At 69.3% G+C, this 23,963-nt stretch carries 26 protein-coding genes and 4 tRNA genes; 10 read left to right on the top strand and 20 right to left on the bottom strand.

The window, feature by feature from the left end; translation table 11 throughout:
• Window positions 1-38: 38 nt before the first annotated feature.
• The 11 genes from AB0I43_RS13930 to AB0I43_RS13880 form a co-directional block, all read right to left on the bottom strand.
• Complete coding sequence (locus AB0I43_RS13930; RefSeq protein WP_356973549.1) at window positions 39-578, bottom strand: NADPH-dependent FMN reductase; 540 nt, start codon at window positions 576-578, stop codon at window positions 39-41.
• Between the two features lie 100 nt (window positions 579-678).
• Entirely contained in the window at window positions 679-1,395 is a 717-nt protein-coding gene (gene rplA, locus AB0I43_RS13925; protein ID WP_356973550.1) for a 50S ribosomal protein L1, read from the bottom strand.
• A 107-nt stretch (window positions 1,396-1,502) separates the two neighbouring features.
• Window positions 1,503-1,937: a 50S ribosomal protein L11 gene (rplK, locus tag AB0I43_RS13920; protein WP_356973551.1), complete on the bottom strand. Its 435-nt coding sequence runs from the start codon at window positions 1,935-1,937 to the stop codon at window positions 1,503-1,505.
• 172 nt (window positions 1,938-2,109) lie between these two features.
• The gene (gene nusG, locus AB0I43_RS13915; RefSeq protein ID WP_356973552.1) at window positions 2,110-2,874 is read right to left on the bottom strand and encodes a transcription termination/antitermination protein NusG; all 765 of its coding nucleotides are present in this window, start codon (window positions 2,872-2,874) and stop codon (window positions 2,110-2,112) included.
• Window positions 2,875-3,007: 133 nt separating this feature from the next.
• Window positions 3,008-3,397 carry a preprotein translocase subunit SecE gene (gene secE / locus AB0I43_RS13910; RefSeq protein WP_356973553.1) on the bottom strand — a complete coding sequence of 130 codons (390 nt, stop codon included), beginning with the start codon at window positions 3,395-3,397 and terminating at the stop codon, window positions 3,008-3,010.
• Between the two features lie 30 nt (window positions 3,398-3,427).
• Window positions 3,428-3,500: transfer RNA gene (locus tag AB0I43_RS13905), tRNA-Trp, on the bottom strand.
• A 173-nt stretch (window positions 3,501-3,673) separates the two neighbouring features.
• Entirely contained in the window at window positions 3,674-4,750 is a 1,077-nt protein-coding gene (locus AB0I43_RS13900) for a fused (3R)-hydroxyacyl-ACP dehydratase subunits HadA/HadB (protein ID WP_356973554.1), read from the bottom strand.
• 181 nt (window positions 4,751-4,931) lie between these two features.
• Window positions 4,932-5,102: a 50S ribosomal protein L33 gene (gene rpmG / locus AB0I43_RS13895; protein WP_356973555.1), complete on the bottom strand. Its 171-nt coding sequence runs from the start codon at window positions 5,100-5,102 to the stop codon at window positions 4,932-4,934.
• A 37-nt stretch (window positions 5,103-5,139) separates the two neighbouring features.
• A tRNA-Met gene (locus AB0I43_RS13890) sits at window positions 5,140-5,215 on the bottom strand.
• 91 nt (window positions 5,216-5,306) lie between these two features.
• Window positions 5,307-5,379, bottom strand: a tRNA-Thr gene (locus AB0I43_RS13885).
• A 198-nt stretch (window positions 5,380-5,577) separates the two neighbouring features.
• Window positions 5,578-5,660, bottom strand: a tRNA-Tyr gene (locus tag AB0I43_RS13880).
• A gap of 214 nt (window positions 5,661-5,874) precedes the next feature.
• Here AB0I43_RS13880 and AB0I43_RS13875 point away from each other — a divergent pair.
• Window positions 5,875-6,366 (top strand): YajQ family cyclic di-GMP-binding protein, encoded by a 492-nt coding sequence (locus AB0I43_RS13875; RefSeq protein ID WP_356973556.1) that lies wholly within the window; start codon window positions 5,875-5,877, stop codon window positions 6,364-6,366.
• Window positions 6,367-6,395: 29 nt separating this feature from the next.
• Here AB0I43_RS13875 and htpX read toward each other — a convergent pair whose 3' ends face one another.
• Window positions 6,396-7,277, bottom strand: coding sequence for a zinc metalloprotease HtpX (gene htpX / locus AB0I43_RS13870; RefSeq protein WP_356973557.1), 882 nt, complete (start codon window positions 7,275-7,277; stop codon window positions 6,396-6,398).
• A 78-nt stretch (window positions 7,278-7,355) separates the two neighbouring features.
• Window positions 7,356-8,378 (bottom strand): polyprenyl synthetase family protein, encoded by a 1,023-nt coding sequence (locus tag AB0I43_RS13865; RefSeq protein WP_356973558.1) that lies wholly within the window; start codon window positions 8,376-8,378, stop codon window positions 7,356-7,358.
• Between the two features lie 203 nt (window positions 8,379-8,581).
• Between AB0I43_RS13865 and AB0I43_RS13860 the strand changes: the two genes are divergently transcribed.
• The 3 genes from AB0I43_RS13860 to AB0I43_RS13850 are packed head-to-tail and all read left to right on the top strand — an operon-like array spanning window position 8,582 to window position 10,766.
• The gene (locus tag AB0I43_RS13860; protein WP_356973559.1) at window positions 8,582-9,841 is read left to right on the top strand and encodes a geranylgeranyl reductase family protein; all 1,260 of its coding nucleotides are present in this window, start codon (window positions 8,582-8,584) and stop codon (window positions 9,839-9,841) included.
• Window positions 9,841-10,266, top strand: a complete 426-nt coding sequence (locus AB0I43_RS13855) for an AraC family transcriptional regulator (protein WP_356973560.1) — start codon at window positions 9,841-9,843, stop codon at window positions 10,264-10,266. The genes AB0I43_RS13860 and AB0I43_RS13855 overlap by 1 nt, the downstream gene beginning before the upstream one ends.
• 53 nt (window positions 10,267-10,319) lie before the next feature.
• Window positions 10,320-10,766 carry a VOC family protein gene (locus AB0I43_RS13850; RefSeq protein WP_356973561.1) on the top strand — a complete coding sequence of 149 codons (447 nt, stop codon included), beginning with the start codon at window positions 10,320-10,322 and terminating at the stop codon, window positions 10,764-10,766.
• A 61-nt stretch (window positions 10,767-10,827) separates the two neighbouring features.
• On the opposite strand, the gene AB0I43_RS13845 is transcribed toward AB0I43_RS13850, so the two are convergent.
• Window positions 10,828-11,334 (bottom strand): DUF2505 domain-containing protein, encoded by a 507-nt coding sequence (locus AB0I43_RS13845; protein ID WP_356973562.1) that lies wholly within the window; start codon window positions 11,332-11,334, stop codon window positions 10,828-10,830.
• 39 nt (window positions 11,335-11,373) lie between these two features.
• On the opposite strand from AB0I43_RS13845, the gene AB0I43_RS13840 reads away from it, so the two are divergent.
• A complete protein-coding gene (locus tag AB0I43_RS13840) occupies window positions 11,374-11,820 on the top strand; it encodes a DUF3592 domain-containing protein (RefSeq protein WP_356973563.1) in 447 nt (148 codons plus the stop codon).
• Here the strand turns inward: AB0I43_RS13840 and AB0I43_RS13835 are convergent.
• Window positions 11,798-12,163: a cupin domain-containing protein gene (locus AB0I43_RS13835; RefSeq protein WP_356973564.1), complete on the bottom strand. Its 366-nt coding sequence runs from the start codon at window positions 12,161-12,163 to the stop codon at window positions 11,798-11,800. The genes AB0I43_RS13840 and AB0I43_RS13835 overlap by 23 nt on opposite strands.
• Before the next feature lie 57 nt (window positions 12,164-12,220).
• Here AB0I43_RS13835 and AB0I43_RS13830 point away from each other — a divergent pair, with 57 nt between their 5' ends.
• Window positions 12,221-12,688 carry a MarR family transcriptional regulator gene (locus tag AB0I43_RS13830; protein ID WP_356973565.1) on the top strand — a complete coding sequence of 156 codons (468 nt, stop codon included), beginning with the start codon at window positions 12,221-12,223 and terminating at the stop codon, window positions 12,686-12,688.
• Window positions 12,689-12,737: 49 nt separating this feature from the next.
• Entirely contained in the window at window positions 12,738-13,880 is a 1,143-nt protein-coding gene (locus tag AB0I43_RS13825) for a glycosyltransferase family 1 protein (RefSeq protein ID WP_356973566.1), read from the top strand.
• A gap of 121 nt (window positions 13,881-14,001) precedes the next feature.
• On the opposite strand, the gene AB0I43_RS13820 is transcribed toward AB0I43_RS13825, so the two are convergent.
• Entirely contained in the window at window positions 14,002-14,616 is a 615-nt protein-coding gene (locus AB0I43_RS13820) for a TetR/AcrR family transcriptional regulator C-terminal ligand-binding domain-containing protein (RefSeq protein ID WP_356973567.1), read from the bottom strand.
• 83 nt (window positions 14,617-14,699) lie between these two features.
• Here AB0I43_RS13820 and AB0I43_RS13815 point away from each other — a divergent pair, with 83 nt between their 5' ends.
• Window positions 14,700-15,734, top strand: coding sequence for an aldo/keto reductase (locus AB0I43_RS13815; protein ID WP_356973568.1), 1,035 nt, complete (start codon window positions 14,700-14,702; stop codon window positions 15,732-15,734).
• Between the two features lie 5 nt (window positions 15,735-15,739).
• Here AB0I43_RS13815 and AB0I43_RS13810 read toward each other — a convergent pair whose 3' ends face one another.
• From AB0I43_RS13810 to AB0I43_RS13800, 3 genes are all read right to left on the bottom strand, one after another.
• A complete protein-coding gene (locus AB0I43_RS13810) occupies window positions 15,740-19,894 on the bottom strand; it encodes a bifunctional nitrate reductase/sulfite reductase flavoprotein subunit alpha (RefSeq protein ID WP_356973569.1) in 4,155 nt (1,384 codons plus the stop codon).
• 157 nt (window positions 19,895-20,051) lie between these two features.
• Window positions 20,052-20,762: a demethylmenaquinone methyltransferase gene (locus AB0I43_RS13805; protein WP_356973570.1), complete on the bottom strand. Its 711-nt coding sequence runs from the start codon at window positions 20,760-20,762 to the stop codon at window positions 20,052-20,054.
• A gap of 59 nt (window positions 20,763-20,821) precedes the next feature.
• Window positions 20,822-21,391, bottom strand: a complete 570-nt coding sequence (locus AB0I43_RS13800) for a TIGR03086 family metal-binding protein (protein ID WP_356973571.1) — start codon at window positions 21,389-21,391, stop codon at window positions 20,822-20,824.
• A 152-nt stretch (window positions 21,392-21,543) separates the two neighbouring features.
• Here AB0I43_RS13800 and AB0I43_RS13795 point away from each other — a divergent pair, with 152 nt between their 5' ends.
• Complete coding sequence (locus AB0I43_RS13795; protein ID WP_356973572.1) at window positions 21,544-21,780, top strand: hypothetical protein; 237 nt, start codon at window positions 21,544-21,546, stop codon at window positions 21,778-21,780.
• 113 nt (window positions 21,781-21,893) lie between these two features.
• A complete protein-coding gene (locus tag AB0I43_RS13790; RefSeq protein ID WP_356973573.1) occupies window positions 21,894-22,160 on the top strand; it encodes a hypothetical protein in 267 nt (88 codons plus the stop codon).
• Here the strand turns inward: AB0I43_RS13790 and menD are convergent.
• Entirely contained in the window at window positions 22,157-23,812 is a 1,656-nt protein-coding gene (menD, locus tag AB0I43_RS13785) for a 2-succinyl-5-enolpyruvyl-6-hydroxy-3-cyclohexene-1-carboxylic-acid synthase (RefSeq protein ID WP_356973574.1), read from the bottom strand. The two genes, AB0I43_RS13790 and menD, sit on opposite strands and share 4 nt — an antisense overlap.
• Window positions 23,813-23,963 lie beyond the last annotated feature (151 nt).

Raw genomic sequence — 23,963 nt, 5'->3', positions numbered from 1 at the left:
CGGCGTAGGCCGTCGTACGAGCAGACCCCGGCCCGCGCTCAGGCCGGGGTCCGCACCGCCTGTGCGGCCAGTCCGCGCAGCACCTGAACCGCGCCCTCCCGGAATGCCGCGGCGCCGACGAGCCCGTCGGGGCCGATGTCCTCGCGCAGCACCGTCAATCGCGGGCAGTTCGCCCGGTCGACGGCCGCGCCGACGTAGCCGAGCACGGTGGCCAGGGTCGCCAGGGCGCCGTCACCACGGCCGGTGAACGCGACATTGATCCAGGCCGTGGGCTTCTCGTGCAGGTCGGCATTGCCGACCGTCCAATCCAGCAGATTCTTGAAGCTGCCCGGCAGCGTGCCCGCGTACTCGGGCGTGCACAGCAGCACCGCGTCCGCCTCCGAAATCCGTTCCCGCAGTGCGACAACCGATGGATGCCCGGAACCGTCGTCATCCGGGTCGAAGGCGGGCAGCTGCGCGAGCCCGTCGTACCAGGTGGTTTCGATCCCCGCCGGTGCGAGCGCGGCCACCGTGCGCAGCGCGGCGGTGTTCGTCGACGCCGCGCGGGTGCTTCCGGAGATCAGCAGAACAACCGTCACCTCCAGGCCAACTGCGGCCCGCGCCGATTTAGTCCGGAAACGGCGAAGGGCGGGAACGCGAGTTGCGTTCCCGCCCTTCGGGCGTTGAGCCGGGTGCTACTTACGCGACATCCTCGTCGAGGAGGTTGCGGGTGCGGTTCGGGTCCACCGGGATGCCCGGTCCGGTGTTCGTCGAAACCGTGATCTTCTTGACGTAGCGACCCTTGGCGGTCGACGGCTTCACACGCAGGATCTCCTCCAGCGCGGCGCCGTAGTTCTCCACCAGCTTGGCATCGTCGAAGGACGCCTTGCCGATGACGAAGTGCAGGTTGGCCTGCTTGTCGACGCGGAAGTTGATCTTGCCGCCCTTGATGTCGTTGACGGCCTTGGTCACATCGGGGGTGACGGTGCCCGTCTTCGGGTTCGGCATCAGGCCGCGCGGGCCCAGGACACGCGCGATACGGCCGACCTTGGCCATCTGATCCGGGGTGGCGATCGCGGCGTCGAAGTCCAGCCAGCCGCCCTGGATCCGCTCGATCAGGTCCTCGGCGCCGACGGCGTCCGCACCGGCGGCCTCGGCCTCGGCGGCCTTGTCGCCGACCGCGAACACGATGACGCGGGCGGTCTTACCGGTGCCGTGCGGCAGGTTGACGGTGCCGCGGACCATCTGGTCGGCCTTGCGGGGATCCACACCGAGACGCACGGCGACCTCGACGGTCGCGTCGGTCTTGGTGGTGGCGGTCTCCTTGGCCAGCCGCGCGGCGGCCAGCGGGGAGTACAGCTTGTCGCGATCGACCTTCTCGGCCGCGGCGAGATACGCCTTGCTTCGTTTTGCCATGATTCTCTGTCCTTAGTGTTCAGAAGTGGTGTACGGGCCTGGCCGGCCCTCCCACTCGAGGTGCTGGAAGACCTCCGAGGCGACTGCTTGCGAGTCGCTCGAGATGGTCAGCCTTCGATGGTGATGCCCATCGAGCGCGCGGTGCCGGCGATGATCTTCGCGGCCTGCTCGATGTCGTTGGCGTTCAGGTCTTCCTGCTTGGTCTTGGCGATCTCCCGGACCTGGTCCATGGTGATCTTGGCGACCTTGGTCTTGTGCGGCTCGGCCGAACCCTTCTGCACACCGGCGGCCTTGAGCAGCAGCCGGGCGGCGGGCGGGGTCTTCAGCTTGAAGTCGAACGAACGGTCTTCGTAGACCGAGATCTCGACCGGGATGACGTTGCCGACCTGGGCCTGCGTGGCGGCGTTGTACGCCTTGCAGAACTCCATGATGTTGACGCCGTGCTGACCGAGCGCCGGACCGACCGGCGGAGCCGGGTTGGCCTTGCCGGCCTCGATCTGCAGCTTGATGAGCCCGGCGAGCTTCTTCTTCTTGGGGGGCATCTTTCTTCCTTGGTTTCGGTTCCTTACGGTTGCCGTAAGCCTTAGGCGGGCGCGGCGAAGCCAGGAACGTTTTACCTGGATTCACGCACGAACCCATGTACCTTACCGGGACCGCGACCTCGACCAGCGAGCGGGTCCGTCATACGACGATGGGGCCTTGCGGCCCCATCGGCTAGATCTTGGCGACCTGCGTGAACGCCAGCTCGACCGGAGTCTCACGGCCGAAGATGGAGACCAGCACCTTGAGCTTCTGCTGTTCGGCGTTGACCTCGGAGATGCTGGCGGGCAGCGTCGCGAACGGGCCGTCCATGACGGTGACCGATTCGCCGACCTCGAAATCGACCTCGATGGCGGGCTTCGGGGCCACATCTCCGGCACCGGTCGACGCGGCGGCGCCGGCTTCCGCGGCGGCGGGCTTCTTCTGCTGCTGCGCGGCCGGGACCAGGAACTTCACCACTTCGGCGATGGTCAGCGGGGACGGGCGCGAGGTGGCGCCGACGAAACCGGTGACACCGGGGGTGTTGCGGACCGCGCCCCAGGACTCGTCGTTCAGCTCCATGCGGACCAGGATGTAGCCGGGCAGCACCTTGCGGTTGACGTGCTTGCGCTGGCCGTTCTTGATCTCGGTGACCTCTTCGGTCGGCACCTCGACCTGGAAGATGTACTCCTCGAGGTCGAGGTTCTGCACGCGGGTCTCGAGGTTGGCCTTCACCTTGTTCTCGTAACCGGCGTAGGAGTGGATGACGTACCAATCACCCGGAGCGCGGCGCAGCGCGGCCGTCATCTCGGCGACCGGATCGGCCGGCTCGGCGTCGATCGGCGCGGCCGGAGCAGCCTCGGCTTCGTCGACAGCAGCGGCTTCCCCGGCGGTCTCGGCGGCTTCCACCGTCTCGTCGACCGGGAACTCGTCGTTTGTGTCGTTCTCCGGGGTGCTCACTGGGCACTCACTTCCTGTGTCGTCACGTACATCATCTGGCTACCGGATATTCGGCCGGACCTCCGAAGCGACCCGGCACGCGCGGTCACTGGGGCCGGCTGCGGCGTCGCGGCGCTGGCACCGAAGTTCCAGGCTAGCCGAACAGCCAGTTGACACCCTTGATGAACGCCAGGTCCAACCCGCTGATGAACGCCACCATGAAAATCACGAACACCAGCACGACGGAGGTGTAGGTGATCATCTGCTTCCGGTTGGGCCAGATCACCTTGCGCAGTTCCGCGATGACCTCACGCAGGAACTTGATCAGGCGCTTGAACGGGTTACCCCGCCTCTCGCCCTTGGCCTTGCCGGCAGTTTTGTCTGCCTTCTTCAGCGACGGCCGATCGATCGTGGCGATCGAACCGGTATCTGCCGCAGAGGATCCGCGACGGCGCGCGGAACGCTTACCGCTCGGCCGAGCCACCGCGGCGGTGTCATCGCCATCGTCGGCAGCGCCGTGGCGAGTGTCCCGCTCGTCGACCACGTCGATCCTCTCTCGTCGCTGGCTACTGTGCAGGGGCGACAGGACTTGAACCTGCAACCTGCGGTTTTGGAGACCGCTGCTCTGCCAATTGAGCTACGCCCCTTTGGTCGGACCTTGTTACCGAATCCCACCGGCTTGTCGTCTTCAGTTATATCTTGCTGACGGCCACACAACACGCGCGCTGCTCGAGAGCAGCGCGCAGCGGCTGATGACCCCGGAGCACGAGTCTACGACACCGAGCGCGCCAATTACCAATCCGGGGTCATCGCGCCCCGATCAGGACAGCTGAACCGTGGCCGTCGCGCGCCCGAAGATCTTGCGCCCGGCCGACTTCGCGACCATCGCGACCACGGCGGTGCGGGTCTCCGGATCGACGGACTTCACCTTGCCGGTGTACTCCACCTCGGCGGCCTCGTCGGCGCCGACGAAGACAGGGCTGGTGAAGCGCACGTTGTATTCCTTGACCGCACCCGGATCACCGAGCCAGCTGGTGACGAAACCGCCGCCCAGGCCCATGGTGAGCATGCCGTGCGCGACCACGTTGTCCAGGCCGACGAGCTTGACCACCTCGTCGCTCCAGTGGATCGGGTTCGCGTCGCCGGAGACGCCGGCGTAGTTGACCAGATCGCCGCGGGTGAGGCGGACGGTGCGGGCCGGCAGTTCGTCGCCCGCCGCGATGTCCTCGAAGCGCAGCGCGTGCCGGCTGGGCTCGATGTGGGGCGTCTTGACCGGGGCGACGCGACCGTCGACCGCGAGCGAACGCGGGCGGTGGTCGGGCTGCTCGCCGTCGCCGACGCCGTGCATCAGCACGCCGCGCACCGCGCCCTGCAGATTCGGGTCGATGTCGCCGCCGCTGCGGCCGATCAGGGTGGTGTAGGTGGTGAGCACCAGCTCGTCGTGCTGGTCGGTGACGATGTTCTTGGTGACGATGATGTCGCCGCCGAAGGCCTGCCGGAACGAGTGCAGGTAGACGTCACAGGTCAACTGGTCGCCCACCCGGATGGGCCGGTGGAATTCCAGGATCTGATCGGTCTGCATGATCTGGCTCAGGTCGTAGCCGGTGACGATCGTCTCGAACAGCTTGCGCTGCGCCAGAATCCCGACGAGGGAGATGAAGGTGAGCGGAGCGACCAGGCCGTCGTAGCCGTACTCGTGCGCCGCGTCCTCCTCCCAGTGCACCGGGTGGTAATCCTGTACCGCGCGCGCGTATTCGCGCACCTTCTCGCGGCCGACCTCGTAGTAGTCGTCGACGCGGTAGTGATGACCGACCATGGCCGCCGCGTGTGCGGCGGCGTCGAACTCCTCGACGCTGCCCGGGACCGCTTCGTCGGTTTCGGTGGTGTTGATTGTCACGGGAGGACTGTACCTATCTGACCCCGCAGCCCGGAGTCGGCGGAGCAATCACGCCGGCTTGCAGGGGATCCGGCGTGACCGCGATTGGCGGCTGTGTCCGTATATCGTTTCTGCCCTGGATAGCGCTAAGGCCGGACTCTCGTCCGGCCTCGAGCAGCTCTAGCTTTATGTCGTCCCGGACTCAGCGGGATTCGCGGTGCGCCCGGTGGGTGTTGCAGTTCGGGCAGTACTTCTTGATCTCCAAGCGATCCGGGTCGTTGCGCCGGTTCTTCTTGGTGATGTAGTTACGATGCTTGCACTCTTCGCAGGCCAAGGTGATCTTTGGCCGGACATCGGTGGACTTCGCGGCCACGACATTCCTTCTTTCGCGTCAACCTAGCAGTGGTTAATGGTAGCGATGGCCGGACTTGAACCGGCGACACAACGATTATGAGTCGTTTGCTCTACCGACTGAGCTACACCGCCACGGGGCGCATTGCCATTGGTGCCGCACCCAAGCCCACCACCGTGGGACATTATAGCGATGCCGAAATCGGCCACCACCGGCAATCCGGCGAGCCCCCTAACGGAATCGAACCGTTGACCTTTTCCTTACCATGGAAACGCTCTGCCGACTGAGCTAAGGGGGCATGACTACATCCGCTCCGGGTCTCACTGAGCGACTCGGCGCGGCGAAGTCTTGAACGAGATTACACACTCCCCGGTCGCACCTCCAAATCGTGAGGTCAGAGGCATTTTCGGGGCGGATGTCGGCCGATGGCGCGAGCAGGCGCGCCCGGAGAACCAAGAAGCCCCCGCCGATCATCATGATCGACGGGGGCTTTCGGTGGCAGATGTAGGATTCGAACCTACGTAGGCTTTCACCGACAGATTTACAGTCTGCTCCCATTGGCCGCTCGGGCAATCTGCCATCACGCTAGGCGCGGTGCAAAGAATACATCGAACCCGCACCCCGAATGCAAACCGGCTGCACAACGCAGGTTTAGCACCGCCGTGGCGTGCTATCTCCCCGGCATCCATCCACTACCGTCGTGCTTCCGGGTAGAACTAACGATGTCCGGAAGTGACCGCCAGCGACTGCTCGCGGGTCGCTCGTGCAGATCAGCCAGGAACAGGAGCGCAGTGTGGCCGATTCGTCTTTCGATGTCGTCAGCAAGGTCGACCGGCAGGAGGTCGACAACGCCCTGCATCAGGCGGAGAAGGAGCTGAACACCCGCTACGACTTCCGCGGCACCGGCGCCACCATCGAATGGTCCGGCGAGGACAAGATCGTGCTGACCGCCGAGGCCGAGGAGCGGGTCCAGGCCGCGCTCGACGTCTTCAAGGAGAAGCTGATCCGCCGCGACATCTCGCTCAAGGCGTTCGACGCCGGCGAACCGCAGGCCTCCGGCAAGACCTACAAGATCACCGGCACCCTGGTGCAGGGCATCGACACCGAGCACGCCAAGAAGATCTCCAAGAAGATCCGGGACGAAGGCCCCAAGGGGATCAAGGCGCAGATCCAGGGCGAGGAACTACGAGTCAGCAGCAAGAAGCGCGACGACCTGCAGGCCGTCATCGCGCTGCTGAAGGGCGAGGATTTCGGCATCGCCCTGCAGTTCGTCAATTACCGATAGCCCCGAAAAGTGCTGGGCGGCTCGGGATTTCAACGATCTCCCGGGCCGCCCGCCAGCTCCTCCAGGCGGGCGATGCGCTCGGCCATCGGCGGGTGCGTGGAGAACCAGCGGGCGGCCCGCTCGCCGGCGCGGAACGGGTTGGCGATCATCAGGTGCGACTGGGTGGTGAGCTGCGGCTCCGGGGGCAGGGGGGCGGCCTGGACGCCGCGCTCCAGCTTGCGCAGCGCGGAGGCCAGCGCGAGTGGGTCACCGGTCAATTCGGCGCCGGACTGATCGGCCTGGAACTCCCGCGAGCGGGAGACGGCGAGCTTCACCAGGGTCGCCGCGATCGGGCCGAGAATTGAGATCAAAAGCACACCGAGCAGATTCGGCCCGCCGCCGTTGTCGCGGTTGCCGAACATCGACGCGAAGTAGGCGAGGTTGGCCAGGCCGGAGATGACGGCGGCGAGCGCGCCCGCGATCGAGGAGATCAGGATGTCGCGGTTGTAGACGTGCGACAGCTCGTGCCCGAGCACCGCGCGCAGCTCGCGTTCGTCCAGGATCTGCAGGATGCCGCTGGTGCAGCAGACCGCCGCGTGCCGCGGATTGCGCCCGGTGGCGAAGGCGTTGGGCGCGTTGGTGGGCGAGATGTAGAGCCGGGGCATGGGCTGGCGCGCGAGGGTCGCGAGCTCGCGCACGATGCGATAGATGACCGGGGCTTCGAGCTCGCTCACGGGCTGGGCGTGCATGGCCTTCAGGGCCAGCTTGTCGCTGTTGAAATAGGCGTAGGCGTTCATCCCGACGGCGATCACGATGGACAGGATCAAGATCGTCGGGTTGCGGAACACGGCCCCGGCGAACACGATCAGCGCCGACAGACCCACCATCAGCCCGAAGGTCTTCAAGCCGTTCGCGTACCCGTGCCCGTGCATTGAGCTCCTCGCCACTCCCCCGGTTCGGTTACCTGCCCTACGCAGTTCAAACGCGGCAGCGGCCGGGCAAGTTCCAGCTCAGCCGACCCGCTCGATGGTGTAGCGGACCAGCCGCTCGAGGGCGTCGTTGGCGGGGCCGGCGGGCAGCGCGGACAGTTCCGCGTAGGCGATATCGGCGTAGCTCTGCAGCTTCTCCTTGGCCCGCGCCATGCCGGGGGAACGGCCCAGCAGTTCCAGGGCCTCCTCGACCTCGGCGTCGGTCTGCAGCGGCCGCGCGAGCAGCTTGCGCAGGCGGTCGCCGTCGGCGCCCTCGTCGCGCAGCGCGTACAGCACCGGCAGGGTGTGCACGCCCTCGCGCAGGTCGGTGCCGGGCGTCTTGCCGGACTGCTCGGCGGCCGAGGAGATATCGATGATGTCGTCGGAGATCTGGAAGGCGGTGCCGACGGCGTCGCCGAGCCGGGCCAGGCGCTCCACGTGGGCGGTGTCGGCGCCGGAGAAGGTGCCGCCGAAGCGGCCGGACGCGGCGATCAGCGAGCCCGTCTTCTCCCAGACCACCCGCAGGTAGTGCTCGATCGGATCCTGGGATTCGCGCGCGCCCATGGTTTCCCGCATCTGGCCGGTGACCAGTTCGGCGAAGGTCTCGGCGATGATGCGCACCGCGTCCGGCCCCAGGGTGGAGGTCAGGCGGGAGGCGTGCGCGAAGAGGTAATCGCCGGCCAGGATGGCGATGCTGTTGCCCCAGCGGGAATTAACGCTCGGGGCGCCGCGGCGCATCGGGGCCTCGTCCATCACGTCGTCGTGGTAGAGGGTGGCCAGGTGCACCAGTTCGACGACGGTGCCCGCGGTGATCAGGGCCGGGTCGGTGGGATTGGGGCCGAGCTGGCCGGTCAGGATGGTGAACAGCGGGCGGAAGCGCTTGCCGCCGGCCTTGGCCAGGTGCAGCGCCGCTTCCTGCAGGAAATCCTCGCCGTCGGACAGCTCGTCGATCAGGAGTTTCTCGACCTGCTCCAGGCCGTTGCGCACAGTGCCAGCGAGCTCGAGATCGCCGAGGTCGACCCCGGCCACCACCGTATTCTGCTCATCCACAGCCGATGTGCTCATTTCTTCTCCCAGCGATGCGTCCGACCCCACGGTAAGAACCTAGCGTGTCCCAGCCACGCGGCCCATGAACACCGTCACTATGTGGTGCACCGCCCAGCCTTCCATATCGGGCGCTCACAACGCGGTTGGGCCGCGCCGGATCGCCGGTGTTCACGGGCACACCGCCTCGACTCGAACCGGAGCGTCCTGCAAGTATTGAGCGCATGGGTTCACCGGATGTCAGTCCCGCGGGCGTGCTGCCCAACCGGACCGAAGTACTGGTTGTCGGCGCGGGCCCGGCCGGGTCGGCCGCGGCCGCGTGGGCGGCGCGCGCCGGGCGCGAGGTACTGCTGCTCGACTCCGCGGTGTTCCCCAGGGACAAGACCTGCGGTGACGGCCTGACCCCGCGCGCGACCAAGGAGCTCGAGCACCTCGGCCTGGGCGACTGGGTGCGCGCGCACACCGTCAATCACGGCCTGCGGATGACCGGCTTCGGGCGCGAGGCCCTGCTGCCGTGGCCCGGCGGCTCCTTCCCGACCTACGGAAGTGCCGTGGCCCGCACCGAACTCGACGACAAACTGCGCGAGACGGCGGTGAAATCCGGCGCTCGGATGCTGGACGGCGCGAAGGTGATCGATGTCACCCGCGAGGGTGATCGGGTCACCGGTGTGACGGTGCAGACGGCCGGCGGGACCCACCCGGTCGAATGCCGGACGCTGATCGTCGCCGACGGCGTCCGCTCGCCGATCGGCAAGAAGCTGGGCCGCACCTGGCACCGGCAGTACGCCTACGGGACGGCGGCGCGCGCCTACATCAAGTCCGCGCGCAGCGACGATCAGTGGATCACCTCGCATCTGGAGCTGCGCGACGCCGAGAACAACCTGGTCCCCGGCTACGGGTGGGTGTTCCCGCTCGGAAACGGCGAGGTGAACATCGGCGTCGGCTCGCTCGCCACCGAGGCCCGGCCCTCGCACATCGCGCTCAAACCCCTGCTCCAGCACTACACCTCGCAGCGTTTCCAGGAGTGGGGCTTCGAAGGCGAACTGCGCGCGGTGGCTTCGGCGCTGCTGCCGATGGGCGGCGCGGTTTCCCATGTGGCCGGGCGCAACTGGGTGCTGATCGGTGACGCCGCGGGCTGCGTGAATCCGCTCAACGGCGAGGGCATCGACTACGGCCTCGAAGGCGGGCACATGCTGTCCGAACTGCTGGACGAGCCCGATCTCACGCGGATCTGGCCCGAGCTGCTGCGCGCCCGCTACGGCCGCACCTTCTCGGTGGCGCGGCGGATCGCGGGCCTGGCCACCCATCCGCGGATGGTGCCGCTGGGCGGGCCGCCGGTGATGCGGTCGAAGTACCTGCAGCGCACCGCCGTCCGGGTGATGGGCAACCTCGTCACCGACGAGGACCTGGACATCACCGCGCGGGCCTGGCGCACCGCCGGGCGCGCGTCCATGCGCTACGACGAACTGCAGCCTTTCGCCTGATGACCGGCCTGCCCGCGCTCTACCTGCTGCCGCATCTGCGGCGCGCGCGGGATCTGGCCGACCGGAACTACGCCGAACCGCTCGACCTGGACGAATTGGCCTCTGCCGCAGGGATTTCCAAGTTCCACTTCCTGCGCGCGTTCGCCGCGGTCTACGGCCGGACACCGGCGGTGTACCTGGCCGAACGCCGGATCGAGCGGGCCCAGGACCTGCTGCGCGCGACGAACCTGACGGTGACCGAGGTCTGCATGATGGTCGGCTACAGCAGCCTGGGTTCCTTCAGCAGCAAGTTCCGCCAGCTGGTCGGGGTGAGTCCCTCCGAATATCAGGCGAAGTTCGCCGGCGGCGCGCCGCACATCCCCGGCTGCTATGTCTTCATGCACGGGCTCTCCGATCGCCGCCCCGCGCCGCGCGATTCGCGGTGAATCGCCGCAATTTCGGAGAAGCCGCAGGCCAGGGCGCCCCATAGCCTGGACGCATGCCGACGATTACGAACGTTTCCCTGGTCACCGTCTACGTCACCGATCAGACCGAGGCCAAGCAGTGGTACATCGACAAACTGGGGTTTGTCGAGGTCACCGACATCACGATGGGCGAGAACGGGTTCCGCTGGGTGACGGTCGCCCAGCCGGATCATCCAGAGCTCGAGGTGACACTGATGGTGCCGGGCCCGCCGCTGGACGACAACCTGGCCGAGGCGATCCGCCGCGCGCTGGCCAACGGCACGCACGGTGCGCTGGGGTTGCGCACCGAGAACTGCCAGAAGACCTTCGAGGAGCTCACCGCCAAGGGCGTGGAGTTCGTGCAGCCGCCGGCCGAGCGGCCCTACGGCACCGAGGCGGTCATGCGGGACAACTCCGGCAACTGGCTGGTGCTGGTGGAGAACAAGGAATTCGATCCGGCGGCGATGGCCGGCCCGGAGTAGCGGACACGGAAAGCGCCGGGGCTCGTCGTTGAGCACCCGGCGCGGTTTTTTGGTGGAGCGCTTATGCGGTGGCCTGCGTGGCCACCCATTTCTGAATGAATTCGCGCTCGCTGTTGAGCACGCGGTGCAGCAACTGCTCGGCCAGCGGCTCGATGGCGCCGCCGACCAGCGGCACCTTCACGTCCACCGTGCCGACGACCTCGATCTCCGAGCCCTCGGCGGTGGGCCGCATTTCGTACGCGCCGGTCAGCGCGCTGGTGATGCCGGAGGTCTCGGCCGCCACGGTGCCGCGGGCGATCTCACCGTCCAGCGGGCCCCAGTCGTCGGTGCGCGCCAGGCTCAGTTCGCTCTTGAGCACCTTCTTGACGAGGCCGGGAATCTTCTCTTCCCTTGCCTTCTCGGTCATGTGGATGCGGATGGTCTCCGCACCCGCGGGATGGGAGAGCTCCAGGGTGGCGGTGGTCGCCTCGGCGAACCGCGTGTTCCAGACCTCGTCGTTGATCAGTGCCCGGTGGAGATCTTCGACCGGGATGCTGTAGGGCACGGTGAAGCTGAATTTTCGGGACATGCGCAGAACGCTAGTGCAGCGGCTCAGTAGGCTGGATTGGTGTCGGAAACCAATCGGTCTGGTGCACGCCGGGCGCGGACGGCCGTACTCGCCACGGCGACGGTGATCAGTGTGCTGATGGTCTTGCTGGTGCTCGCCGCCTGGCGCAACGACTATCTGATCAGCTCCGACAAGGGCACCACCACCGCCGAGGTGCTCTCGGCGGGCCGGTTGCGCTCGGCCGTCAGCTACGTGACGCCGGACGGGAAGAACCACAACCCGAAGGTCGGCGTGCTGTACCCGACCAATCTCACCGCGGGCGAGCGGATCAAGGTCGAGTACAGCCGCGCGGACCCCGATCTGGTCCGGGTCGCGGGCCGCGACGCGCGGGTCGCACTGCTGCCCGCGGCCTCGGTGATCGTGGTGACCTGGGGTGTGGCGCTGCCCGCCCTGTGGCTGATCGGGCGGATGCGGCGGCGCTCGGCTACCGCGCCCACGGCGGGCTGAGTTTGCTGCCGTCGGCCATGGTGGCCTCGAAACCGGCCGGGACCGCGATGTGCGCGACGGCGGGTTCGGCCCCCGGGTTGCCGACAGAGATCGGGCTGCCCGCCGGCACCACCAGCGCGTCGCCCGGGCCGAGCAGCTGACCGCTGATCTCCAGCGCGCCCGAGATCAGCATGAAGACCTCGTCGCGGTCGATGGTGTGCGCCGGGCCGGCGGCCTGGTTCGGCGGCACGGTGAGCTGCCAGGTACACAGCTGCGACGAGCCGCGGCTGGGCGCGGCCATGCCGCTGAACTGGGCGTGCGGTAGCTCGAAACGCGGGGCCTCGGCGGCCTTGATGAGATGCATGAGTCTCTCCAAATAGACAAGCTGACTTGAACAAGTTGACTTGACTATCATGGCGGCATGACTCGTTCCGCGCAAGACCACGATCTGGGGATACTGCTCGGCCTCGGCTACCAGCAGTTCGTGCACGAGATGCGAGAGGCGCTGGCCGAGCAGGGTTTCGCCGACGCCGGGCCCTCCTACGGCTACGTCTTCCGCAGCCTGGACCGCCGGGCGCTGAACATCAGCGAACTCGCCGACCGGCTCTCGATCACCAAGCAGGGCGCGGCCCAGCTGGTCGACGAGATGGAGAAGCGCGGATACGTCGAACGCCGGCCCGATCCGGACGACGGACGCGCCAAACTGCTCTACCTCAGCCCCAAGGGCACCGCCGCCCTCGCCGCCGCCCGGCGGTTCCACCGCGCCAAGGAACGCGAGCTGGCGCGGACGCACGGGGCGGACGCGCTGCGCACCCTGCGCACGCTGCTGGAGTCGATCGTCACCCCCGCGAACCTGGCCGATCCGCGGTGGCGAGCACCTCACGTCTAGTTAGCCGGAACTTTCCGTCCCCGTCACGTGCGCCGGTCAGGCTGGGCTGGTGCGTGTAGCGATCGTCGCGGAGTCGTTCCTGCCGAACATGAACGGCGTCGTGAACTCAGTCCTGCGGGTGCTGGACCATCTGGACCAGCACGGCCACGACGCGCTGATCGTCGCGCCCGATACCCTGCGCGGCCTGCCGCCGGCGCCACGGACGCAAGGGCGGTTCCCGGTCCATCGGGTGCCCGCGATGATGGTGCCCAAGGTCAGCTCGCTGCCGGTCGGGCTGCCGCAGCCCGGAATCACCGCCGCCATCCGCGCTTTCGACGCCGACGTGGTGCACCTGGCCTCCCCCTTCCTGCTCGGCGCGGGCGGGCTCGGCGCCGCGCTGCGCTTGGATCTGCCGACGATCGCGGTCTATCAGACCGATGTCGCCGGGTTCGCCAAGAGCTACGGACTGGGCCTGGCCAGCCGCGCCGCCTGGGCCTGGACCCGGCGCCTGCACGAGGGCGCGACCCGCACGCTGGCGCCCTCCTCGGCCGCGGCGGAAGACCTTGCCCGCCACGGCATTCCCCGCGTGCACCGCTGGGGGCGCGGCGTCGACATCGCCCGGTTCAACCCGGGCGCCCGGCGCGCGGAACTGCGGGATGCCTGGCTCGCGGGCCGGGACAAGCTGGTGGTCGGCTTCGTCGGCCGCCTCGCGCCGGAGAAGCATGTCGAGCGTTTGGCCGTGCTGGGCGGCGATCCCTCGATCCAGTTGGTGATCGTCGGCGACGGCCCGGAACGCGCCCGCCTGGCGGCCCTGATGCCGACCGCCGTCTTCACCGGCGAACTCGGCGGCGCCGAACTCGCGCAGGCCTACGCCAGCCTCGATGTCATGGTGCACGCGGGCGAGCACGAGACGTTCTGCCAGGGCGTACAGGAGGCGCTGTCCTCGGGCACCCCCGTCATCGGCCCGGACGCCGGCGGCCCGCGCGATCTGATCGCGCACTGCCGCAACGGTTATCTGCTGCCGGTCGACCGCTTCGGCGAGCTCCTGCCCAGTGCCGTCGGCGCGCTGCGCGATCCGGAAACTCGCGCCCGCTTCGCCAAGTCCGCGCGCAGGTCCGTGCTGCACCGCACCTGGCCCGCCGTCTGCACCGACCTGATGCGCCACTACGCCGAGGTCACCGGCACCCGAATCCAGCTGCCGCACACGGCCTGAGCGGACACGGCGGATCCGCCGCGACATCGAGCGCCCGGCCGGCAACCGCTTCGGCAGCCCGAGTACCGGCTCAGCGAGTTCGGACCACTCCGGCGGCGCAGGGGGATAGCTCCGGGAGTACTCACGTCGTGACGAAAATGCCTGCCGCCGTCGCGGTTACAGCGGCCAGCGCGGATTGATCGGCGACGGCTTCGGTGATCGGGTCACCGCTGGCCAGCAGGCGGTAATAGAGCGGAGCCGAGACCGCCGAGAGGACCGCGCGCGGGTCGGTGCCGAGCGGGGCTTCACCGCGGTCGATGGCGGCTTCGACGCAGGGGGACCATTCGGTCAGGCGCACGTGGTAGAAGCGCCGCAGGGCGGCGTCGGCGGTGTCGTCGCAGGTGGCGGCGGCGATCACGGCCCGGAACAGACGACTCTGCCGCGGGTCGGTGAGGGTCTTCGCGACCAGGCGGGCGTTGGCGGTGAGATCGCCGAGCAGCGAGCCGGTGTCGGCGCGGGCGATCGATTGCTCGGCCATGTCGTCGAGCAGGTCGGCGACCAGCCCGGGGACACTCCCCCAGCGCCGGTAGACGGTGGTCTTGCCGACCTCGGCGCGCGCGGCGACCTCGGTGAGATCCAGGTGCGCGAAGCCGTGTTCGGCGAGCAGGTCACCGGTGGTGCGCAGCACCGCTTCGCGGACCCGGGCGGTGCGGCCGCCGGGGCGGATCGAGCCGGGCGTCAGGTCGTCGACAGGCATTAACGGGTCTCCAGTTCCATTTGTAGCGCGGAGGGTGTAGCGTTCGAAGCGTTAACGGAACTATAGACCCTTTAGGAGTCATCATGGAGTACCGGCGGCTCGGCGCATCCGGTTTGGTCGTCCCGGCCCTGAGCTTCGGCGCGGGCACGTTCGGCGGCCGCGGCGAACTCTTCAGCGCATGGGGCGACACCGACGCCCAGCAGGCCCGCCGGCTGGTCGACATCAGCCTGGCGGCGGGCGTGACCATGTTCGACACCGCGGACGTCTATTCCGACGGCGCCTCGGAAGAGGTGCTCGGCGCGGCCATCAAGGGCCGCCGCGACGAGCTGCTGATCTCCACCAAGGCGAGCCTGCCCACCGGCCCCGGCCCCTACGACCTCGGCTCCGGCCGGGCCCGGCTGATCAACGCCGTCGAGGGCTCGCTGCGCCGGCTCGGCATCGACCACATCGACCTGTTCCAGCTGCACGCCTTCGACGCCCACACCCCGATCGAGGAAACCCTCACGGCCCTCGACGATCTGGTGCGCGCGGGCAAGATCCGCTACCTGGGCGCGTCCAACTTCGCGGGCTGGCAGCTGATGAAGGCCCTGGCGGCGGCCGACCGGCACGGCCTGACCCGCTATGTCGCCCATCAGGTGTACTACTCGCTCGTCGGCCGCGACTACGAGTGGGAACTGCTGCCGCTGGCCCAGGACCAGGGCGTCGGCGCGGTGGTGTGGAGCCCGCTCGGCTGGGGCCGGCTCACCGGGAAAATCCGCCGCGGGCAACCGCTTCCGGCCGGCAGTCGCCTGCACCAGACCGCCGCGGCCGGCCCGCCGGTGGACGACGAGGTGCTCTACACCGTGGTCGACGTCCTCGACGAACTCGCCGCCGAAACCGGCAGGACGGTGCCGCAGATCGCGCTGAACTGGCTGCTGCGCCGGCCCACGGTGTCGACGGTCATCGTCGGCGCGCGCAACGAGGAGCAGTTGCGCCAGAATCTCGGCGCGGTCGGCTGGGAACTCGACGCCGACCAGATCGCCCGCCTGGACAAGGCGAGCGCGACCACCCCGCCCTACCCCTACTACCCGTACTACCGGCTCCCGGACTTCGCGCGGCTCAACCCGCCCGCGGTCTGACCGGATCAGTACACGTCGCGGACGTAGCGCTTCTCGGCGATCAATTGCTTCTTGAAAGCGAGCGCGCCGTCCTCGTCGAGCTTGCCGTGGATGCGCGCGATGGCGAGCAGGGTGTCGTCGACGTCCTTCGCCATCCGCGCGGCATCACCGCAGACATAGAAGTACCCGCCCTCGCGCAGCCAGGACCACAGCTCGGCGCCGTGCTCGATCATGCGGTGCTGCACGTAGATCCGCTCCCGCTGGTCCCGCGAGAAGGCCAGGTCCAGACGGGTGAGGAAGCCCGAGCGGAACATGTCCTCCAGCTCGGCCCGGTAGTAGAAGTTCTGGGCGGCGTGCTGCTCGCCGAAGAACAGCCAGTTGCGCCCGGTGGCGCCCAGGGCCCGGCGTTCCTGCAGGAAGCCGCGGAACGGCGCGATGCCGGTGCCGGGGCCGACCATGATCATCGGCGCGGCGGGATCCAGCGGCGGGCGGAAATGCGGCGCGCGCTGCAGGAAGATCGGCACCTGCGCCGCACCGGCCCGGTCGGCGAGGAAAGTCGAACAGACGCCGCCGCGGTGGGCTCGGCCATAGCGCACCACCCCGACCGTCAGCTGCACCTCCTCCGGACTGACCAGCGGCGAGGAGGAGATCGAATACTGCCGCGGTTGCAGCTTTTTCAGCGCGCCCAGCCACTCCACCAGGTCGGCCCGCACCGGGAAATCGCGCAGCACGTCGACGGCCTGCCGGTCCCACAGGTAGCTGTCGAGTTCGTTGCGGTTGTCCCGGCGCAGCAGTTTGGCCAGTCGCACACTGGGATTGCGGTCGGCGAGGAAGGTGAGCAGATCGTGGCTGACCTTGCTGATGTCGTAGCGGGTGCGCAACGCCTCGGTCAACGGCACTTCGCGACCGTCGATCTCGACGCCGCGGCGGCCGTCCAGGCCCGTGGCGGTGAGCCATTCCTCGACCAGGGCGTCGCCGTTGCACGGCCAGACCCCGAGGGAATCGCCGGCCTCGTAACCCGCCTCCAGACCGCGCAGATCGAATCCGAACCGGCGCACCTCCTTCGGTGAGCCCGGCTGGGAGAGCACGTCGTTGCGGATCAGCGGCACCGACAGCGGGGCGTTGCGGGTGAACAGGGCGGGTGCGGCGCGCTCGGTGCGCGCGGGCGCACCGGCCGGTAGCCGGGCGGCGCCCGAGGACGGCCGGGTGCCCGCGTGCGCGGCGGCCGAAACCAGTTGCGGCTCCGCCGGAAGCGGCGCCGATCCGCCGTCCTCTGGTCCGGGCTCGCCGCCCAGCGCGACCAGCACCTGGTCGAGCCATTCGGCCGCGGGCTCGTGGTAGTCCGGTTCGCTGTCGACGCGCGGCAGCAGTCGGGTGGCGCCGCGCTCGGCGAGCTTGCGGTCGAGTTTGCGCCCGTGGCCGCAGAAGTCGTCGTAGGAGGAGTCGCCGAGCGCGAACACCGCGAAGCGCAGGCCGGGGAACCGGGTCACGCTGTCGTCCAGGCGTTCCCAGAAGTCAGCGCCGTTGTCCGGCGGCCCGCCGTCGCCGAAGGTGCTGCTGATCAACAGCACGTCACCGGTCAGCGCGCTCAGTTCGCAGGAGTCCATGTCGAGCAGCCGTGGCGCGTACCCGGATTCGGCGAGCCGCTCGGCCACACCGGCGGCGAACTCCTCGGCATTGCCGGTCTGGGAGGCCCAGAGCACGGTGACCGGCGCGGCGGGCGGGGCCGGGTCGGCGGGATCGGCCGCCTGACCGCGCGAGTACATGCCGGCGAGCAGTCCATCGATCCAGGTCCGGCTGCGCGCGGACAGCGGCGCGGATTCCGGGAGCACCGGCTGGCCGGTCACCGGAAGCGAGTGCAGCGCGGCCAGATAGCCGCTCAGGTAGATCTGCTCCAGATCGCTGAGCGTCGGCGCGACGCCGGTGTCCACGCCGAGCATCACCGCCAGCGGATGCGCTCCGGAGTCGGCGGAAACCGGTGGCGCGGCCGGGGTTTGCGCGCGCGGCAGCACCGCCACCCGGCGCAGCGACACCGCGCACGCTTTGAATTCCGGTTGCAGGGAGGCGGGATCGACCGCGTCGTTGGTGACGGCGTTGATGGTGAGGTACTCCCCCTGCTCGTCGTTCCAGTGGAAGGGCGCGAAGCAGTCGCCGGGTCGCACCCGGTCGCTGATCCGCACCGGCAGCACGGCCCGCCCGCGCCGGGAGGCGAGCTCGAGCTGGTCACCGGCGGCCACGCCGAGGCGGGCCGCGTCCTCGGGATGTACCTCGACGAAGGGCGCGCCGGTCAGTTTCGTCAGCTTGTCGATCCGGCCGGTCTTGGTCATCGTGTGCCACTGGTGTTGCAGCCGGCCGGTATTCAGCACGAACGGGTAGTCGTCGTCCGGCATCTCGGCGGGCAGCAGGTGCGGACGCGGCCAGAACACCGCGCGGCGGCTCGGCGTGGCGAAGGCGAGCGGCGGCCGCTCGCCGTCGGCGTCCACGAACACCTCCTGGCTGACGCCGTCGTTGCGGTAGCGGATCGGGTTGCGGCGGCTGCCGGGTTCCGGGCACGGCCACTGCATCGGCCCTTCCCGCAGCTCCGCGTAACTCATACCGCGCAGGTCGTAGCCGGTGGCCGGATTCGAGAAGCGCTTGATCTCCTCGAAAACCTCGGCACTGGAGCCGAACTCGAATCCCGGGAACCCCATGGCCGTGGCGACCTGCGCGATCAGCAGCCAATCCGGCCGGGCGTCGCCGACCGGCGGCACGCTGCGCTGCAGCAGGGTGACGTTGCGCTCCGAATTCACCATCAGCGCGTCGGCTTCGGCCCACAGGGTCGCGGGCAGCAACACGTCGGCGTAGGCGTTGCTGGCGGTGTCGGTGTAGGTGTCCTGCACCACCACCAGTTCGGCGGCCTCCAGCCCGGCGATCACGGTCTTCCGATTGGCCACGGACGCCACGGGATTGGTGCAGATGATCCAGGCGGCCTTGATCTCGCCCGCGGCCATGCCGCGGAACATCTCGATGGTCCCGGGCCCGGCCTCGGTGCGGATCGTGCCCGGTTCGACGCCCCACGCGGTCTCCACGAAGATGCGGTCGGCCGGGGCGAGCAGACTACGCTGGCCCGGCAGGCCCGGCCCCATGTAGCCCATCTCGCGGCCGCCCATGGCATTCGGCTGCCCGGTGAGCGAGAACGGGCCGCTGCCGGTGCGGCAGATCGCCCCGGTGGCCAGGTGCAGATTGCAGATGGCGTTGGTATTCCAGGTGCCGTGCGTGGACTGGTTCAGGCCCATCGTCCACAGCGTCATCCACTCGCCCGCCGCGCCGATCCACTGGGCGGCGGTCCGCAGGTCGGCTTCGGCCAGGCCGGTGATCTCGGCGACGTGCGCGGGGGTGTAGGCGGCGAGGAACTCGGGCATGGCGTCCCAGCCCTCGGTGTGCCGGGCGATGAACTCCGCGTCGATGTCGTCGTTCTCGACGAGCAGGTGCAGGATGCCGTTCAGCAGGGCCAGGTCGGTGCCCGGTCGCAGTTGCAGGAACAGATCGGCGCGCTGCGCGGTGTCGGTGCGGCGCGGATCGGCCACGATCAGCTTCGCGCCCGCCTTGAGCCGGTCGGCCATGCGCAGGAACAGGATCGGATGGCAGTCGGCCATGTTCGCGCCGAGGGCGAAGAACAGGTCGGCGTGCTCGAAATCGTCGTAGGAGCCGGGCGGGCCGTCGGCGCCCAGCGACTGCTTGTAGCCGGTGCCCGCGCTGGCCATACACAGCCGCGAGTTCGCCTCGAGGTGCACGGTGCGCAGGTAGCCCTTGGCCAGTTTGGTGGCCAGGTACTGCGCCTCCAGCGACATCTGACCGGAGACGTAGAGCGCGATGGCGTCCGGCCCGTGCTCGTCGAGGATGCCGCGCAGCCGCTCGGCGGTCTCGCGCACCGCGTCGTCGACCGCGACCGGCACCGGCGCCTGCCCGCGTTCGGGCCGCCGGTAGGCGGTGGTCATCCGGCCGGGCGCGCGCATCAACTCGGCGTGCGTGGCGCCCTTGGTGCACAACCGGCCCGCGTTCGCCGGATGCAGCTTGTCGCCGCTGACCTTGGCGATCACCGGCGCGCCGTCGGCGCCCGGCGCGGTCTGCACGACGATGCCGCAGCCGACGCCGCAGTACGAGCACGCCGTGCGGGCGGAATCCGTCCTTGCGTCGGTCATGCCCCGATCATGGCCATCGGCCATTGCGGGCCATTTACCCCGCGTTAGCGGCAGGTGACAATTTTCCTCACCGCCCGCGATTTCGACGGTGAGATCTCGCGACGACCTGCGGATTTACCCCGTGGAAACCTCAGGCGTGAGTGATCTCACCACCGCGTCAGAGCTTGTAGCCGCGGTGCAGCGCCACGATGCCGCCCGTGAGATTGCGCCACTTCACCGCCGACCAGCCCGCGTCCGCTATCCGCAGCGCCAGCTGCCGCTGATTCGGCCAGGCCCGGATGGACTCCGCCAGATAGACGTAGGCGTCGGGATTGCTGCTGACCGTCCGCGCGACCTGCGGGAGCGCCTTCATCAGGTACTCCATGTAGACCGTCTTGAACAGCGGCAGGACGGGCGTGGAGAACTCGGCCACCACCAGCCGGCCGCCGGGCTTGGTGACGCGCAGCATCTCGCGCAGCGCCTGCTCGCTCTCGGAGATGTTGCGCAGGCCGTAGGAGATGGTGACGGCGTCGAAGGAGTCGTCGGCGAAGGGCAGGGCCGTCGCGTCGGCCGCGACCATCGGCACATTGCGGTGCTGCCCCGCGGCCAGCATGCCCTGGGAGAAATCGGCGGCCAGGCACCAGGCGCCGGACTTCGCCAGATCCAGCGTGGAGATGCCGGTGCCCGCGGCGAGATCGAGCACGCGCTCGCCGGGGCGGGGCGCGACGGCGCGCCGCACCGCCCAGCGCCAATACCGGTCCTGGCCACCGGAAATCACGGTGTTGGTGATGTCGTACCGCTTCGCGACCCCGTCGAACATCGACGCGACCTCGTGCGGCTGCTTGTCCAGCGAGGCCCGAACCGATTCCCGCCGCTCTGTTTTCGCCACGCCTCGACACTAATGCGGGGCGGTGGCCCGGGCCAGGTCGGCCGGGGTGACGCTGCCGACTACCGCGGATCGCGGCCCGTCAGGGCGAGAACCCGGTGGAAGGTCGGCGCGTCGGCGGCGATCGGGACGACCGGGCCGAAGAGTCCGGGGGTGCCCTCGGCCGGGGTGTCCTTCAGGAATTCGAGCAGTACGTCCAGATCCGAATCGCGAACGGTCAGCTGCTGACCGGTGGCCTGCGCGAGATCCCAGCCGTGGATGACCAGTTCGTCCAGGGCCACCATCGCCATGACCTGCGCGGGCATGGTCACGCCGCCCGCCTCGGTGTCGCCGTCCCACGCGGCGGGCTCGCGCCACGCCTGCACCAGCGCCTTCAGCTGCGCCGGAATCCGCTCCCGCCAGTCGGCGACGAGCTCGGCGTCCGGGCCGATGGCGGGCGCCGCGGAGCGGCCGACGGCCTCCTTGGTGGCGGCCTGCCGGAACGCCTCGGTCAGGCCGACCACGTGGACGAGCAGGTCGCGCACGGAGGTGTCGGCCATCGGGGTCGGCGCGGCCAGCTGGTCGTCGCCGATGGCGGCGACGACGGCCGCCAAGGCCGAGGCGGCGGATTCGAAGTCGAACACGGGGTGCATGGGTGCTCCTTGGGCAGGCGAGGTCCTTTGCCTCTAGGACGGGGCGAGCCGCCGGAATTCATCGGTCCGCACGGCTTTCACCCGCGCCCCGGCACACCCGCCGGTATCAAGTCGTAACGGCGAAAACCGCTGGAAAAGAGGAGAATTGGGAGATGAAGGGTGATCGTGTGGAGATCGTCGTCGACTTCGGCGCCGGGTCTCGCAGTTACGAAGTGGCCGCCACCCGCGCGGGGCGGCGAGTGGACGTGCGCATCGCGCGCGGCGTCGTGGAGGTCAGCGAGGTGACGCGCACCGGCACCGCGGTGCGCACCGCCCGGTTCATGGCCAACCGCACGCTGGCGCTGGTGGAGTACCCGGCGGACGGAGCCGGCGCACAGAACGGCGAATAACGCCCGGTCGGCGGGCCGCGCTTGCCGGATCGGCCGATCCGGGCGCATCCTCGGGGTGTCCCTCGCAAGACATCGGGTATCCGGTGGGCACACGCCGCGGAGAGGAGCGCACGATGATCGATCGCAGCACGACCCGCACCATGGACGAGGTTCCCGAGGCCGATCTCGCGGAGCAATCCGTACCGGCCTACCCCGATCCGGCCGCACAGCTGTCCGATCGGGAGGTGGCCGAGCACGTCGACCGCGACGCGTTCAGCGCGAACGAAGCCGACGTGGTCGAGCAGTCGATCGCGGTGCCGCTCGACGACGAGGACCGCGGCGACCCGGACGCCTTCGCCGAAATCGACGACGGCGGGCCGGGTTACCCCGAGGAGATCTAGATCTTCGCCCGCACGGCGGCGTGCAGTTCGCGCAGGCCGGAGCGCTCGGTGGCGACCTCCAGCACGCGCAGCCCGTGCGCGTGCCCGGCGAGTTCCGCGGCCAGCTGGTCGGTGTCGACTTGGCGGTGCGGAATCCGGTAGGCCGCGCACAGGGCTGCCAGATCCATGCCGTGCGGGGTGCCGAAGACACGCTCGAACACGCCCGCGTACTGCGGGTCGCCCTGTTCCAGCAGTTCGAAGATGCCGCCGCCGTCGTCGTTGGCGACGACGATGGTCAGATCGGCCGGGCGCGGCTCGCCCCGGCCGATCAGCAGGCCGGAGGCGTCGTGCAGGAAGGTGAGGTCGCCGATCAGCGCGACGGTGCGGCCGCCGTGCGCGAGCGCCGCGCCGACCGCCGAGGACACGGTGCCGTCGATGCCGGCCACACCGCGGTTGGACAGCACCTTGATGCCGCGCCGCGGATGCGAGACCAGCGCGGCGTCGCGCACCGGGTTGGAGGCGCCCAGCAGCAGCTGGTCGCCTTCGCGCAGCGCGTCCATCACCACGGCCGCCACGTGCAGGCCGGTCGGCTTCGGGTGCCGGGCCAGTTCGTCGCGCACCACCTGGTCGGCCTTGGCGTTCAGGTCGCGGCAGCGCGCCAGCCATTCCGGGCGCGGCGCGCCCGTGGTCACCGCGCGCGTGCCGGTGCCGACCACATTGCCGGAGACATCGGGCCAGCGCGGGCCGGTGGTGAGCGCGAAGACGGTGACCTCCGGGTCCGCCAGCACGCGCGAGACCTGCCGGTGCAGGGTGGGCCGGCCGGTGATGATCGCCTGGCGCGGGCGCAGCAGCGGCAGCGCCAGCGGGTGCAGGACCGGCCCGTGCATCGGCGCGGTGGGTTCGGCGACCGTGGGCAGCTCGGCCAGTTCCGGGCGCAGGCCCGCGCCGTGCCCGGAGATCACCACGGTGTCGGGGGTGAGGTCGATGTCGAGCGGCACGTCGAGCGTGGCGTACTGGGTGGCGGTCCACGGCCGGCCGGACTCGCGCCCGAGCGGTGCGATCTCCCCCGGCGCCGGAAGCCCGTCCACCACCTCGGAATCGGGCACCAGCGGCTCGCGCAGCGGGATGTCGAAGTGCACCGGGCCGGCATTGCCCGAGCGGGTGCCGCGCGCCGCGGCGAGCACCCGGCACACCGCCGAGCGCCAGACGCTGTTCTGCTGGCTGTACTGGCCGTTGCCGTGGTCGACGCCGAGTTCGGCCAGGCCGAGGCTGATCGTGGCGCGCACCTGGCTGCCGAACAGGCCGAGCTGCTCGACGGTCTGGTTGGCGCCGGTGCCCAGCATCTCGTAGGGCCGGTTCGCGCTCAGCACGATCAGCGGAACCCGGGCGTAGTTCGCCTCCAGCACGGCCGGGCCCAGGTTGGCGACCGCCGTGCCAGAGGTCATCACCACCGGCACCGGGCAACCGCCGGCGATCGCGAGACCGATGGCGAGGAAACCGGCGGTGCGCTCGTCGATCCGCATGTGCAGCCGCAGCCGCCCGGCCGCGTCGGCGGCCTGCAGCGCGAAGGCCAGCGGGGCGTTGCGGGAGCCGGGACACAGCACGACATCCCGCACGCCGCCACGCACGAGTTCGTCGACGACCACCTGGGCCTGTGCTGTAGACGGGTTCACGCCTCCAGCCTCTCAGACAGTGGGTTCCTAGTCTCCGTCACCCTGCTCACAGTAATTGCCGCCGCGGCGACCGCACCCGGGCACGAAAAAACGCCGCACACCGAAGAGCCCCGCGGGGCTGCCCCTTTCGTAGCGACCGGCAAGCAATCGC

This window comes from Nocardia sp. NPDC050435, assembly GCF_040655395.1.
Taxonomy (GTDB): Bacteria; Actinomycetota; Actinomycetes; order Mycobacteriales; family Mycobacteriaceae; genus Nocardia.
This window is presented reverse-complemented; position numbering and strand designations above follow the sequence as displayed.

What these genes read in the sequence shown, in the direction of transcription:
- rplA (WP_356973550.1), bottom strand. Translation starts at nt 1,395, where the DNA reads ATGGCAAAACGAAGCAAGGCGTATCTCGCCGCGGCCGAGAAGGTCGAT.
- rplK (WP_356973551.1), bottom strand. Translation starts at nt 1,937, where the DNA reads ATGCCCCCCAAGAAGAAGAAGCTCGCCGGGCTCATCAAGCTGCAGATC.
- htpX (WP_356973557.1), bottom strand. Translation starts at nt 7,277, where the DNA reads ATGCACGGGCACGGGTACGCGAACGGCTTGAAGACCTTCGGGCTGATG.
- AB0I43_RS13865 (WP_356973558.1), bottom strand. Translation starts at nt 8,378, where the DNA reads ATGAGCACATCGGCTGTGGATGAGCAGAATACGGTGGTGGCCGGGGTC.
- AB0I43_RS13860 (WP_356973559.1), top strand. Translation starts at nt 8,582, where the DNA reads ATGGGTTCACCGGATGTCAGTCCCGCGGGCGTGCTGCCCAACCGGACC.
- AB0I43_RS13855 (WP_356973560.1), top strand. Translation starts at nt 9,841, where the DNA reads ATGACCGGCCTGCCCGCGCTCTACCTGCTGCCGCATCTGCGGCGCGCG.
- AB0I43_RS13850 (WP_356973561.1), top strand. Translation starts at nt 10,320, where the DNA reads ATGCCGACGATTACGAACGTTTCCCTGGTCACCGTCTACGTCACCGAT.
- AB0I43_RS13845 (WP_356973562.1), bottom strand. Translation starts at nt 11,334, where the DNA reads ATGTCCCGAAAATTCAGCTTCACCGTGCCCTACAGCATCCCGGTCGAA.
- AB0I43_RS13835 (WP_356973564.1), bottom strand. Translation starts at nt 12,163, where the DNA reads ATGCATCTCATCAAGGCCGCCGAGGCCCCGCGTTTCGAGCTACCGCAC.
- AB0I43_RS13830 (WP_356973565.1), top strand. Translation starts at nt 12,221, where the DNA reads ATGACTCGTTCCGCGCAAGACCACGATCTGGGGATACTGCTCGGCCTC.
- AB0I43_RS13820 (WP_356973567.1), bottom strand. Translation starts at nt 14,616, where the DNA reads ATGCCTGTCGACGACCTGACGCCCGGCTCGATCCGCCCCGGCGGCCGC.
- AB0I43_RS13815 (WP_356973568.1), top strand. Translation starts at nt 14,700, where the DNA reads ATGGAGTACCGGCGGCTCGGCGCATCCGGTTTGGTCGTCCCGGCCCTG.
- AB0I43_RS13810 (WP_356973569.1), bottom strand. Translation starts at nt 19,894, where the DNA reads ATGACCGACGCAAGGACGGATTCCGCCCGCACGGCGTGCTCGTACTGC.
- AB0I43_RS13800 (WP_356973571.1), bottom strand. Translation starts at nt 21,391, where the DNA reads ATGCACCCCGTGTTCGACTTCGAATCCGCCGCCTCGGCCTTGGCGGCC.
- AB0I43_RS13795 (WP_356973572.1), top strand. Translation starts at nt 21,544, where the DNA reads ATGAAGGGTGATCGTGTGGAGATCGTCGTCGACTTCGGCGCCGGGTCT.
- AB0I43_RS13790 (WP_356973573.1), top strand. Translation starts at nt 21,894, where the DNA reads ATGATCGATCGCAGCACGACCCGCACCATGGACGAGGTTCCCGAGGCC.